Origin of the sequence: Gluconacetobacter tumulicola (assembly GCF_014174215.1) — a bacterium.
GTDB lineage: Bacteria > Pseudomonadota > Alphaproteobacteria > Acetobacterales > Acetobacteraceae > Gluconacetobacter > Gluconacetobacter tumulicola.
Genome location: NZ_JABEQL010000010.1, coordinates 58,036 through 71,220, shown reverse-complemented (window position 1 = coordinate 71,220; position 13,185 = coordinate 58,036). Strand labels below are relative to the sequence as shown.

The following is a 13,185-nucleotide window of genomic DNA, read 5'->3' as shown; positions in this document are numbered from 1 at the left end:
CGACCCGCCGGGCCGCAACCATCCATGAAAAAAGAACAGACAGAGACGGAATGGTGTGACTGACGCCGACGTCAGTCGCCACTCTGCTCCAGGTCCACGTTCAGGCCGAGCGACTTCAGTTCCTTGATCAGAACGTTGAAGCTCTCGGGAATACCGGCCTCGAAATCGTCGTTCTCGCGCACGATCGCTTCGTAGACCTTGGTACGACCGGACACGTCGTCCGACTTCACCGTCAGCATTTCCTGCAACGTGTAGGCCGCACCGTAGGCTTCCAGTGCCCAGACCTCCATTTCGCCGAAGCGCTGACCGCCGAACTGGGCTTTGCCGCCCAGAGGCTGCTGCGTGACCAGCGAGTACGGACCGATCGAGCGGGCGTGGATCTTGTCGTCGACCAGGTGATGCAGCTTCAGCATGTAGATGTAGCCCACCGTGGTCAGACGCTCGAACGTCTCGCCCGTGCGCCCGTCGATCAGCTGCGACTGGCCCGACTTGTTGACCCCCGCATAGGTCAGCATCGCCTCGATATCGGGGATCGACGCGCCGTCGAACACCGGCGTCGCGATCGGCACACCCTTGCGCAGATTGTTGGCCAGCTCCACCAGTTGCTCGTTGGGCAGGGTGACGATGGAATCGTCATACACCTTGTCGCCATAGACGGTCTTCAGGCGGTCCAGCAGCTCCTGCTTCTTCTCGCCGGTGCGCTGATACTCGTCCACCAGTCCGCCGATGCCGCGGCCGATATTGGCGCAGGCCCAGCCCAGATGCGTCTCCAGGATCTGCCCGACATTCATGCGCGAAGGCACGCCCAGCGGGTTCAGCACCAGATCGACCGGCGTGCCGTCCTCGAGGAACGGCATGTCTTCCACCGGCACGACGCGCGAGACGACACCCTTGTTGCCGTGGCGGCCGGCCATCTTGTCGCCCGGCTGCAGCTTCCGCTTCACCGCGACGAACACCTTGACCATCTTCATCACGCCGGGCGGCAGCTCGTCACCGCGCTGCAGCTTCTCGACCTTGCTTTCGAAACGCGCCTGGATGCGGGCCACGGCGGCATCGAACTCGCGCCGCAGCACTTCCAGCTCGACCATCACCGCGTCGGCGGCAACGGTGATGTTCCGCCATGCGCCGCGCGGATGCTCGGCCAGCACCTCTTCGGTGATCTCGGTGCCCGAACGCAGGCCCTTGAAGCCGGTGCCTGAGACCTGACCCACCAGGCGCTCACGCAGCCGGTTGTAGAACGACCGCTCCTGGATCGCGCGCTCATCGTCGCGGTCCTTGGCCAGACGCTCGATCTCGGCGCGCTCGATCGCCATCGCGCGCTCGTCCTTGTCGACGCCGCGACGGGAGAAGACGCGCACATCGACGATCGTGCCCGTGGTGCCGGGCGGCAGCTTCAGCGACGTATCGCGGACATCCGATGCCTTCTCACCGAAGATGGCGCGCAGCAGCTTCTCTTCCGGCGTCATCGGGCTTTCGCCCTTCGGCGTCACCTTGCCGACCAGGATGTCGCCCGGATTCACCTCGGCGCCGACATAGACGATGCCCGCCTCGTCGAGGTTGCGCAGGGCCTCCTCGCCGACATTGGGAATGTCGCGGGTGATTTCCTCCTGACCCAGCTTGGTGTCACGGGCCATGACCTCGAATTCCTCGATATGGATCGAGGTGAAGACGTCATCGCGCGCGATCCGCTCGGAAATCAGGATCGAATCTTCGAAATTGTACCCGTTCCACGGCATGAACGCGACCAGCACGTTCCGGCCCAGCGCCAGTTCGCCCAGCTCGGTCGACGGACCGTCGGCGATGATGTCGCCGGCCAGCACCTGGTCGCCCACGCGCACCAACGGACGCTGGTTGATGCAGGTCGACTGGTTCGAGCGCATATATTTGCGCAGGCGGTAGATATCGACGCCCTGGGTCGCCCCGGCCGCGTCGGTGGCGCGGACCACGATACGCGCGCCGTCGATCTGGTCGATCACGCCGCTGCGCCTGGCCACGATCGTCGCGCCCGAATCGTGCGCCACAGCCGCTTCCATGCCCGTGCCGACCAGCGGCGCGTCGGAGCGCACCAGCGGCACCGCCTGACGCTGCATGTTCGAGCCCATCAGTGCGCGGTTGGCGTCATCGTTCTCAAGGAACGGAATCAGCGCCGCCGCGACCGAGACCAGCTGCTTGGGCGACACGTCGCAGGCCGTGACCTCTTCAGGCTTCACCAAGCGGAAATCGCCGCCACGGCGCACGGAGACCAGCTCGTCGGTCAGGCGGCCTTCGCCATCCTGCTTGGCATCGGCCTGGGCGACGATCAGCTTTTCCTCTTCCATGGCGGAGAGGTATTTCCAGCCGTCCTGCAGCACGCCGTCACGCACCAGCCGATACGGGGTCTCGATGAAGCCGTACTTGTTCACCTTGGCGTAGGTGGCCAGCGAGTTGATCAGACCGATGTTCGGCCCTTCCGGCGTCTCGATCGGGCAGATACGGCCGTAATGGGTCGGATGGACGTCACGCACCTCGAAGCCCGCGCGCTCACGCGTCAGACCGCCCGGGCCAAGCGCCGAGAGGCGACGCTTGTGCGTCACTTCGGAGAGCGGGTTGGTCTGATCCATGAACTGGCTGAGCTGCGACGAGCCGAAGAACTCGCGCACCGCCGCCGCCGCCGGCTTGGCGTTGATCAGGTCGTGCGGCATCACGGTGTCGATATCGACCGAACCCATGCGCTCGCGGATCGCGCGCTCCATGCGCAGCAGGCCGACGCGATACTGGTTTTCCATCAGCTCGCCAACCGAGCGGACACGACGGTTGCCCAGATTGTCGATATCGTCGATCGCGCCGCGGCCGTCCTTCAGCTCGCACATGATCTTGACGGTGCGCAGGATGTCTTCCTTGCGCAGCACGCGCATCGTGTCCGGCGCGTCCAGGCCCAGACGCATGTTCATCTTCACGCGACCGACCGCCGACAGGTCGTAGCGGTCCGCGTCGAAGAACAGGCCCGAGAACATGGCCTCGGCGGTTTCCGGGGTCGGCGGCTCGCCGGGGCGCATCACGCGATAGATGTCGGTCAGCGCGTCATCGCGCGAGCCGTTCTTGTCCACCGCCAGCGTGTTGCGGATCCACGGGCCGTTCGCGGCATCGACCGCCAGCGTCGGCAGGCAATCGACACCCGCCTCTTCCAGCGCTTCCAGCCGCGCCTCGCTCAGCTCTTCGCCGGCCTCGGCATAGATCTCGCCCGTCTCGGGGTTGACCAGGTCATGCGCCACGTAGCGGCCGACCAGACCGGCCGCGCCGACCAGCACTTCCTTGGTCGTCTCGGCGATCTTGCGCACCATGCGGGCGGTCAGCTTGGCGTCGGCCTCGGCCACCACCTCGCCGCTCTGCGCGTCCACCAGCGGCTCCAGCAGCTTCATGCCGCGGAACGACTCGGCGTCGAACGGACGGGCCCAGCCCTTGGGGGTCTTGGTGAAGACGACCTGATTGTAGAAATAGCCCAGGATCTCGTCGGCATCCATGCCACGGATCTCCAGCGCGTCGACGTCGCCGCCCTCGGCGATCTTAGCGGCGCGGGCCGCCGCCGAAGCCTCGCCCTCGAGGGCGTACAGCAGCGTCGTCACCGGCAGCTTCCGCTTGCGGTCGATGCGGACGTAGATCAGGTCCTTGCTGTCGAATTCGAAATCGAGCCACGAGCCGCGATAGGGGATGACGCGGGCGGCGAACAGGAACTTGCCCGACGAATGGGTCTTGCCCTTGTCGTGGTCGAAGAACACACCGGGGCTGCGGTGCATCTGGCTGACGATGACGCGCTCGGTCCCGTTGATGATGAAGGTGCCGTTATCCGTCATCAGCGGCATGTCGCCCATATAGACGGGCTGCTCCTTGATGTCGCGGATCGAGCGTGAACCCGTATCTTCGTCGACATCCCACACGATCAGACGGAGCACCACCTTCAGCGGGGCCGCGAAGGTCAGGCCGCGCTGGATGCATTCCTCAACGTCGTATTTCGGCTCCTCAAGTTCGTAATGCACGAACTCCAGGCGGCCGCGCCCGGCGAAATCATTGATCGGGAAGACCGAACGGAACACTTCCTGCAGGCCGGTCTGCGTCCGGCTGTCGGGCGACACGTTCATCTGCAGGAACGCCTCGTAACTGGCGCGCTGCACGTCGATCAGATTGGGCATCGGAGCGATTTCGGGTATCCGCCCGAAGCTCTTGCGGATGCGCTTGCGTCCCGTGAACGATTTCGTAATCGCGTTCATCGTCTATCCTGCCCCCATCCCCGACGACCCGTACCTTTCCGCGCCCGGAACCCGGAGCCACGGCGACCGAAAGCGGATCATCACAAACCGTCTATGCCTGGGCACCGCAGCCGGCACCCCCGCCCACCCCGAAGGATGGGCCTTCTACCGCCGAAGGCGCCCGAGACCTTGCGGTCAGGGCGCCAGAACGGCCAAGGGGGCGGGACCCTTTCGGGTTCCCGCCCTCACCTGGCATCAAGCAGGAGAGGCAGCCCGGGGGCCGCCAACACCCGGCAGATTACTTCACTTCGACGGTCGCGCCGTTCTCTTCAAGAACCTTCTTGATCTTCTCGGCTTCGTCCTTGTTCACGCCTTCCTTCACGGTCTTCGGCGCACCCTCGACCAGGTCCTTGGCTTCCTTCAGGCCCAGGCCGGTGATGCCACGGATTTCCTTGATGACGTTGATCTTCTTGTCGCCGGCCTTGGCCAGGACAACAGTGAACTCGGTCTGCTCTTCAACCGGAGCAGCAGCGGCAGCGGCCGGCGCGGCGGCAACGGCAACCGGAGCGGCGGCAGAAACGCCCCACTTCTCTTCCAGCAGCTTCGAGAGCTCGGCGGCCTCGAGAACCGTGAGGGCGGACAGCTCGTCAACGAGTTTGGTCAGATCGGCCATGATTTGGTCTTCCTAATGTATACACTGATTGGCGCAACACAATCCCGATTTCACGAGACTGTGCAAATTTCATCACCCCGCGCATGCGGAGCGCAGATGGCTCAGGCAGCCTCGTCCTTCTTGGCGTAGGCCCCGAAAACCCGCGCAAGCTGTCCGGCCGGCGCCTGGAGAACACCCGCGATGCGCGTGGCCGGCGTGGAGATCATCCCCACCAGCTGCGCCCGGAGCGTATCCAGGGACGGCAGCTCGGCCAGCGCCTTGACCCCATCGACATTCAATGTCTGGGTGCCGAGCGCTCCACCGAGCAGAACGAGCTTTTCGTTGGTCTTGGCGAACTCGACAAGCACCTTGGCCACGGCCACAGGATCGGCAGACCACGAAATCGCGGTCGGCCCCTTCAGCAGCGGCGAAATGCCTTCGAATCGGGTCCCTGCCAGGGCGAGGTTGGCCAGCCGGTTCTTCGCGACCTTGTAAGTCGCTCCAGCCGCGCGCACGCGCTGCCGAAGGATCGTCGCATCAGCCACCGTCAGCCCGTCATTGCGGGTTACGACAACCATGGACGTCTCGGCGAACACGGCTGCGAGGGAGGCAACAAACTCCCGCTTCTCCGTACGGTCCAATTCCCGTCTCCGTCGTGACCTGCCGGGGATGCCCCAACAGGCCGGGTTTACCCTAGGAGGACGAAACCTTGCGGCCCACCCTCCGGTTCGCCTGTCCTGTGAACAACGGAACAACCAGTGCGGGCGGCGTAGCCACCCCTATCCGGCAATCCCCGTCTTCCGATTGCGGACCCGAAGGTCCATCAAGGCATCAGCCACATCCGGTCATGGACAGGTTCGGAAGAACGAGGCACGCAGGCGCCCCGCCTCCTGTCCGCGATACCCTTGCAGGCATCACGTCATCTCTTGCGTGTCAGCCCGCCGAGAACGAGGACACGTCGACGCGCACGCCGGGGCCCATCGTGGACGACAGAGCGGCCTTGCGCAGATAGGTGCCCTTGGCGCCCGTCGGCTTGGCCTTCTGCACCGCATCGACGAAGGCGCGGATGTTTTCGATCAGCTTCTCGCTGTCGAAAGACGCCTTGCCGATACCGGCATGGATGATACCAGCCTTCTCCGCGCGATACTCGACCTGGCCGGACTTGGCCGCCGTCACGGCGCCCTTCACGTCCATCGTCACGGTGCCCAGCTTCGGGTTCGGCATCAGGCCGCGCGGACCCAGGATCTTACCCAGGCGACCGACCAGGGCCATCATGTCCGGCGTCGCGATGCAGCGGTCGAAAGCGATTTCGCCAGCCTGCACCTTCTCGGCCAGATCCTCGGCGCCCACCACGTCGGCGCCGGCGGCCAGGGCTTCTTCGGCCTTCGCGCCACGGGCGAACACGCCCACGCGCAGGGTCTTGCCGGTGCCGTTCGGCAGCGACAGCAGGCCACGGACCATCTGGTCGGCGTGACGCGGGTCGATGCCCAGGTTCAGCGAGATCTCGATCGTCTCGTCGAACTTGGCGGTCGCCGTCTGCTTCACCAGACCGATCGCCTCGTCGAGGCCATAGGATTTGTTACGGTCGACAGAGGCCTGGCCGGCCGTCAGACGCTTGTTCTTGGCCATTGGATCAGCCCTCCACCACCGTAAGGCCCATCGAACGGGCGGAGCCGATCAGCATCCGCACAGCCCCGTCGATGTCGTTGGCATTCATGTCCTGCTTCTTCTGCTCGGCGATCTCGCGCAGCTGCGTCATCGTGACGCTGCCGACCGCGGCCGACTTGCCCACCGTCGAGCTGCCCTTCTTGATGTTGGCAGCCTTCATCAGGAAATAGGTGTTCGGCGGGGTCTTGGTGATGAAGGTGAACGTGCGGTCGGCATAGGCGGTGATGACGACCGGGATCGGCATGCCGGGCTCGAGACCCTGCGTCTTGGCGTTGAACTCCTTGCAGAACTGCATGATGTTCAGGCCGCGCTGACCCAGCGCCGGGCCGACCGGCGGGGACGGATTCGCCTTGCCGGCGGGAATTTGTAGCTTGATGTAGCCAACGATCTTTTTGGCCATATCCGGGGCTCCTGACTGTTTCACCCGGACCGCGGTTCCTGCGGCCGGCCCGCCGTGCAAGACGGCGGACGCGGCCTCCCGCGTTCCGTAAGAGGCGGGTCCCTAACCCTATTGGGCCGGGGTTGTCAACCCCGCTCCGGCCAGGCCGGTCCCGGTCAGGTTCAGCTGGTCCGGCCCGCTGCCGGTCGCGATGCCCCCGGCCTCCCTGGGCACACGCAGCCCCTCATACTGCAGGGGCGCGAAGGGCATGACCGACTTGTCGGACGGCAGTTGGGCCCGCGACCATCCGCCGCCCAGCGCGCGGATCAGCGCCACCGTCGCCTGATGGCGGCGGGTCTCGACCTGGACCTCGGCAGTGCGCGCGGTCAGGGCGGCGATCTGGGCCACCACCACGTCCAGATAGTTGGTCAGCCCGCCCGTATAGAGCGCCATGGTCATGCCCTGGGTCCGGACGGCGGCCTGCACCGAACGGTGCTGCTGCGCCAGTTCGGTACGTAGCTGCCCGGTCATGGTCAGCCCGTCCTCGACATCCTGGAAGGCCTGTAGCACCACGCCGCGATAATTATCCTCTGCCTGGCGATATTGCGACCAGGTGCGTTGCAGCTCCGCCCGGCGCAGCCCCCCCTGGAACAGCGGCATCGCCGCCTGCACGGCATAGGAATACATGCTGTTCGACAAGTCGGCGAGGGTGAAGCCGTTATCCATGAATCCGGTCATCGCGTTCACCGACACGTTCGGATAGAACGCGGCGCGCGACACGCCGATGGCGCGGTTGGCCTGGGCCATCTCGCGCTCGGCGGCCGCCACGTCCGGCCGACGCTCCAGCAGCGCCGAGGGCAGCAGCATCGGCACTCCGACATCGGGGAAATGCATCTGGTTTTCCGGCTCCAGACGAAAGGATGCCGGCGCTACGCCCACCAGCGCCGCGATCGCATGTTCCAGCACCGCCCGGCGCGCCAGCAGGTCGGTCTCCTGCGCCTGGGTGGCATAGAGCTGGTTTTCGGCGCGCGAGACGTCCAACCCGGCGGCAATCGCCCCGGCCTGGCGCATATGCGTGATCTGCACCGCCAGCTTGTAGGTATTGATCGAGTCGCGATAGACCGCGTCCTGCACGTCCAGCCCGCGTAGGGCGATGTAATCGGACGCCAGTTCGGCGTCGGTGCTCAGCCGCGTCAGCGCGTAATCGGCGGCGCGTTCCTGCGCCGCTTGCACGCGCATCCGCTTGCGATTGCGGATCGCCGACCAGAAATCAGGCTCCCACGTCGCGGTGCCGCTATATTGCTCCGACGACATATAAGTCGGGCCGGTCGATCCTGCCCCGCGCCACAGCCGATGCGCCGAGCCCTTGTATTTGGCCATGCCCGCACCCGCCGTCACCTGCGGATACAGGCCCGCCTGGGCCTCGGCCGCCATGTCGCGCGCCTGGGTGAAGGTCTCGGCCGCGACCTGAAGGTCCGGATTGGCGCGATTGGCCTGCTCTTCCAGCCGGTTCAGCATCGGGTCGCCGAGCAGGGTCCACCAATCCCCCCGCAACGCGGCCTCGTCGGGCGCGGCGTAGCGCACCGTGCCCTCGCCCTTCCAATTGTCGGGAAAGACGAAATGGTCGGGGTGATAGGCGGGCGCCATGTCGCACCCGGCCAGGCCGGTCAGCAGCGCCAGGCCGCCGGCCCAGCGGGCCGCGTGCTGCAGCCGGCCGGCGGAACGGCGCCGCAATCGCCGCGCGGGAGAGGACAGAGTCATTGACGGGCTCCCGCCTCCTCCGCACCCGACCGATCGTTCGGCATGGCACGGACATCGTCGGTACGGGCCGAATCGTTCGCCACGGCCGGCTGCGCGTTATAGCCCGGCGTCGCATCCACCACCCGGACCTCCTGCCCGTCCAGCAGGCCGGCCGAGGGGTTGTTGACCAGCCGGTCGGTCGCCTTCAGCCCGCCCCGGATCTGCACCGTGGTGCCCAGATTGGCCCCGACGGTCACATTATGCAGGCGGATACGGTTATGCTCGTCGACCAGCGCCACCTGCATGCCCTCGGCCCGGAAGATCAGCGCACCTTCCGGAATCACCAGAATGTCCGGGTCGCCCGGCGCGCGGAAATGAACGGTGGCATAGGAATCCGGCCACAGCGTGCGGTCGCTGTTATCCAGCGTCAGTTCGGTGGTCACCGTGCGGGTCGTCGCGTTGAACGCGCCGGCAGTGGCCAGGAACGTGGCCTTGTACACCCGCCCCGGATGCTGCGGTACCGTCACTTCGGCCGTCAGCTTGGGGCTGATGATATCGGCATAATCCTGCGGCACCGAGACGAACACGCGCATGCGATGCACGTCGGCCACGCTGAACAGCTCTGTCGCGGTCCCGCGTGCGCTGACATCGCCGCCGCCGGCATTCACATAATCGCCGACATCGGCCAGGCGCGACGTCACCACCCCGTCGAAGGGGGCGACAATCTGCTTGAAGCCGATCAGCGCCGCATAGCGCGACACCTCATGCCGGGCGGCCTCCACCTGCGCCTGCTCGGCCTCGGCGTTCGCGGCCTGCACGTCGACTTCCTGCTGGGATACGGCCTGCGTGCCCTGCAGCGCCTTCCAGCGCTTCGCCGTGATCTGTGCCAGCTTGTAGCGCGCCATCGCCACGTCGAAATTCGCCTTCGACGCGGCGTACTGCGCATCCAGCCCCGGCGTGTCGATGGTGGCCAGCACGTCGCCCGCCTTCACCTCGGCGCCGAAATCCTTGTACCACATGCGCACATAGCCCGAGACCTGGGCATAGATCGGCGCCAGGTACCAGGCCGAGATATTGCCCGGCAGGTCCAGCGTGCGGATGCTCGGCCCCTTGCCGGGCGAGATCAGCTGCACCCGCGGGATCGCGGCATCTTCCGTCTGGTGACGCAGCGCGCCCAGATGCGCCTGCCGCTGGATGATCCCGCCGCCGACCACCACCACCGCAAGGATGACGCCGACGCCGGCCAGCAGCTTCCCGCGCCCCGACGGTTTTGGTCCGCGGGTCTGTTCCACGGCGCTCATGCGCGTTCTCCTTCGGCGCTACGGTGTCTCTCGGACCGCCTGCCATGCAGCAGGGCGAAGACGGAAGGCACGAACAGCAGCGTCGCCACCGTCGCTACCATCAGCCCGCCCATCACCGCCCGGCCGAGCGGCGCGTTCTGCGAATTGCTCAGGGACATCGGCAGCATGCCGATGATCATGGCCGATGCCGTCATCAACACCGGCCGGATACGTTCGAACCCGGCCTCGATGGCGGCCTTCACGGCATCGCCATGCACTTCCAGCCGCTCACGGGCGAACGACACGACCAGGATCGAGTTGGCGGTGGCGGTGCCCATGCACATGATCGCCCCCGTCAGCGCCGGCACAGACAGCGCGGTATGCGTCAGGAACAGGCTCCACGCGATCCCCGCCAGCGCGCCGGGCAGCGCGGTGATGATGATGAACGGGTCCAGCCACGACTGGAAATTGACGACGATGATCAGGTACACCAGCAGGATCGACATCGCCAATCCGATGCCCAACTGGCGATACGCGTCGTTCATCGTCACCGCCTGCCCGCGCACGACCAGGCTGGAGCCCATCGGCAGGTCATGGCGCGACGCCTCGACCACCCGGCTCACCGCGCGCGAGACCGCACCCAGGTCCAGACCGTTATTGGTGGCGTAGATGTTGAACACCGGCAGGATGTTGTAGTGCGAGACCTCGCCGGGCGTGCCGGTCTGGACGATCTGACTCAGCCCGCCCAGGATCTGCGGCGCCTTGCTCATCGGGTTGCCGTCGCCCCGGTCGATCGGAATCGTCTCCAGATCGTTCAGCCTCTGCAGGAACTGCAGCGGCGTCTGGATATCGACCAGATGCGACACGCCGGTCTTCGGATCCAGCCAGTAGGTCGGCGAGACCTGGCCGCTGCCCGACAGGGTCGCCAGCGCGTTGTTGGCGATGTCGGCTTCCGTCAGGCCGGTCCCCAGCGCGTAGGAGCGCCGGGCGTTCACCCGCAGGGTGGGCGTCGTCATCGGCTCCTGCACCGACACGTCGGTCACGCCCGTCACATGCCGCAGCCGCTCGGCCAGATGCTGGGCGAAGGTGAAATTCTCCGCCAGGTTACGGCCGCTGATCTGCACGTCGAGCGGTGCCGGCAGGCCGAAATTGAGGATCTTCGCCGTCAGGTCGGCCGGCATGAAGGTCAGTTCGGTGCCCGGAAACCGTTCGGCCAGCCCCTTGCGCAGGATATCGCGATAGGCCGCGACCGGCGCCTCCTCGTCGCGCAGGGTGATGGTCAGGTCGCAATCCTGCGCGCCGACGGTGGGGGTCGGGATGAAGGCCTGGTTCAGGCCACTGAACGGCAGGCCGCAATTGGCCACGATGTCATCGACCTCGCCGGGCAGCAGGCGATGGATCTCGCCGCTGACCAGCATCGAGATCTTGCCCGCCTCGTTGATCTTGCTGCCCAGCGGGGCGCGCATATGCATCGCCAGCGCGTTCGAATTAATCTCGGGGAAGAAATCCTGCCCCACGAACACCAGCAGCCCCACCGAGCCCACGGCCAGCCCCAGGAAGGTGCCGATAAAGCGCATGCGCGCGGCCACCAGCGCCGTGAGCAGGTCGCGATAGGCATGGCGGAAGGCGGTAAACCGGGCCTCGAATCCCTGCTGGAAGCGGCCGAAGAAGCCCTTCGGCGCCGCATGACCATGCTTGGCGGCATGATGGGCCGCGACCTGGGCCGCCAGCAGGTATTTCGCCATGGTCGGCACCAGGGTACGCGACAGGATGAAAGAGGCGATCATCGCGAAGATGATGGCCTCGGCCATCGGCATGAACAGCCAGCCCGCAACGCCGGTCAGCTGGAACAACGGCATCCAGACGATGCAGATGCACATGGTGGAGACGAAGGTCGGGATCACGATCTGGTTGGCCGCGTCGATGATCGCGGTTTCCAGATCCTTGTCCATCTCCAGATGGGCATCGATATTCTCGATCATGACGGTGGCGTCATCAACCAGGATGCCGACCGCCAGCGCCAGGCCACCCAGCGTCATGACGTTGATCGTCTGCCCAGCCCAGCCCAGCCCGATGATCGAGCACAGCATGGCCAGCGGGATCGAGGTGGCGATGATCACCGTGGAGCGCCAGGAGCCCAGGAACACCAGCACCACCAGGCTGGTCAGCAGCGCCGCCGTGCCCATTTCCTGCACCACGTCGCGCACCGCCTCCTTCACGAAGGTCGAGGCGTCGTTCAGCACCTTGATCTGCACCCCGGGCGGCAGCGTCGCGGTCACGCCGGGCAGCAGCGCCTTCACCCCGCTGACCACGTCCAGCGTCGAGGCGTCGCCGCTCTTCATGATCACGATCAGGACCGCCTGATGCCCCTTGACCAGCACCATGTTGGTCTGCGGCGGCCCGCCCTGATGCACCCACGCCACGTCACGCATATAGACGACCGCATTGCCGACCTGCTTGATCGGAATCGCGTTGAATTCGTCGATCGCGCGGGGCGTCGCATTCGTCTGGACCATGAAGTCCAGCGCCCCGATTTTCTGGTCACCCGCCGGCAGCACGATATTCTGCTTGCCCAGCGCATTGCCTACGTCGGTGGCCGACAGCCCATGCGCCAGCAGCTTCGCCTGATCCAAATCGACCATGATATTGCCTGGCTGGCCACCATAGGGGTTCGGAATCGCGGCCCCCGCCACCGACACCAGGGCCGGCCGGATCAGGTTCGACGACATGTCGTAGATCTGCGACGCGGTCATCGAGTCCGACGACACCTGAAGCGTCAGTACCGGCACCGAGGACGCATTGTAGGTCAGCACAAGGGGCGGCGTCATGCCCGCCGGCATCTGCTTGATCACGGTCTGCGAGACCGAGGTGATCTGCGTCTGCGCCACCGCGGTATCGGTGCCGGGCTGGAAGAACACCTTGACGATGCCGCGCCCGTAATAGGACTGGCTCTCGATATGCTCGATATTGTTGACGGTCGCGGTCAGCGCGCGCTCGTAATAGTAGATGACGCGCCCCGACATGTCTTCCGGCATCAGGCCGGTATAGGTCCAGACGATGGCGACGACCGGGATCTTGATGCTGGGGAAGACGTCGGTCGGGGTCTGGACCATCGACCGGACACCAAAGACGACGATAAGAATCGACAGGACGACGAACGTATAGGGCCGCTTGAGCGCGGTGACGACAATGGCGTTCATGCGCGGCGCGAACCTCCTGCGCGCGGGTCCGCGCGCCGTCCAT

At 65.7% G+C, this 13,185-nt stretch carries 8 protein-coding genes; all 8 read right to left on the bottom strand.

The window, feature by feature from the left end:
• Positions 1 to 71 precede the first annotated feature (71 nt).
• The 8 genes from rpoB to HLH29_RS09230 all read right to left on the bottom strand — a co-directional run bounded on the left by rpoB (position 72) and on the right by HLH29_RS09230 (position 13,142).
• Positions 72 to 4,244 carry a DNA-directed RNA polymerase subunit beta gene (gene rpoB / locus HLH29_RS09265; RefSeq protein WP_182966047.1) on the bottom strand — a complete coding sequence of 1,391 codons (4,173 nt, stop codon included), beginning with the start codon at positions 4,242 to 4,244 and terminating at the stop codon, positions 72 to 74.
• Between the two features lie 277 nt (positions 4,245 to 4,521).
• Complete coding sequence (gene rplL, locus HLH29_RS09260; protein WP_182966045.1) at positions 4,522 to 4,896, bottom strand: 50S ribosomal protein L7/L12; 375 nt, start codon at positions 4,894 to 4,896, stop codon at positions 4,522 to 4,524.
• 101 nt (positions 4,897 to 4,997) lie between these two features.
• On the bottom strand, positions 4,998 to 5,516 hold the full coding sequence (rplJ, locus tag HLH29_RS09255) for a 50S ribosomal protein L10 (protein WP_182949581.1): 519 nt from the start codon (positions 5,514 to 5,516) through the stop codon (positions 4,998 to 5,000).
• Between the two features lie 292 nt (positions 5,517 to 5,808).
• Positions 5,809 to 6,504, bottom strand: a complete 696-nt coding sequence (gene rplA / locus HLH29_RS09250) for a 50S ribosomal protein L1 (protein WP_182966043.1) — start codon at positions 6,502 to 6,504, stop codon at positions 5,809 to 5,811.
• A gap of 4 nt (positions 6,505 to 6,508) precedes the next feature.
• Positions 6,509 to 6,943, bottom strand: coding sequence for a 50S ribosomal protein L11 (rplK, locus tag HLH29_RS09245; RefSeq protein WP_182966041.1), 435 nt, complete (start codon positions 6,941 to 6,943; stop codon positions 6,509 to 6,511).
• A gap of 108 nt (positions 6,944 to 7,051) precedes the next feature.
• On the bottom strand, positions 7,052 to 8,683 hold the full coding sequence (locus HLH29_RS09240; RefSeq protein WP_182966039.1) for an efflux transporter outer membrane subunit: 1,632 nt from the start codon (positions 8,681 to 8,683) through the stop codon (positions 7,052 to 7,054).
• Positions 8,680 to 9,963: an efflux RND transporter periplasmic adaptor subunit gene (locus HLH29_RS09235; protein WP_182966037.1), complete on the bottom strand. Its 1,284-nt coding sequence runs from the start codon at positions 9,961 to 9,963 to the stop codon at positions 8,680 to 8,682. Before HLH29_RS09235 ends, HLH29_RS09240 begins: the two co-directional genes overlap by 4 nt.
• Positions 9,960 to 13,142, bottom strand: coding sequence for an efflux RND transporter permease subunit (locus HLH29_RS09230; RefSeq protein WP_182966036.1), 3,183 nt, complete (start codon positions 13,140 to 13,142; stop codon positions 9,960 to 9,962). The genes HLH29_RS09235 and HLH29_RS09230 overlap by 4 nt, the downstream gene beginning before the upstream one ends.
• Between the last annotated feature and the right edge of the window lie 43 nt (positions 13,143 to 13,185).

What these genes read in the sequence shown, in the direction of transcription:
- HLH29_RS09240 (WP_182966039.1), bottom strand. Translation starts at nt 8,683, where the DNA reads ATGACTCTGTCCTCTCCCGCGCGGCGATTGCGGCGCCGTTCCGCCGGC.
- rplK (WP_182966041.1), bottom strand. Translation starts at nt 6,943, where the DNA reads ATGGCCAAAAAGATCGTTGGCTACATCAAGCTACAAATTCCCGCCGGC.
- HLH29_RS09230 (WP_182966036.1), bottom strand. Translation starts at nt 13,142, where the DNA reads ATGAACGCCATTGTCGTCACCGCGCTCAAGCGGCCCTATACGTTCGTC.
- rplA (WP_182966043.1), bottom strand. Translation starts at nt 6,504, where the DNA reads ATGGCCAAGAACAAGCGTCTGACGGCCGGCCAGGCCTCTGTCGACCGT.
- rplL (WP_182966045.1), bottom strand. Translation starts at nt 4,896, where the DNA reads ATGGCCGATCTGACCAAACTCGTTGACGAGCTGTCCGCCCTCACGGTT.
- HLH29_RS09235 (WP_182966037.1), bottom strand. Translation starts at nt 9,963, where the DNA reads ATGAGCGCCGTGGAACAGACCCGCGGACCAAAACCGTCGGGGCGCGGG.
- rpoB (WP_182966047.1), bottom strand. Translation starts at nt 4,244, where the DNA reads ATGAACGCGATTACGAAATCGTTCACGGGACGCAAGCGCATCCGCAAG.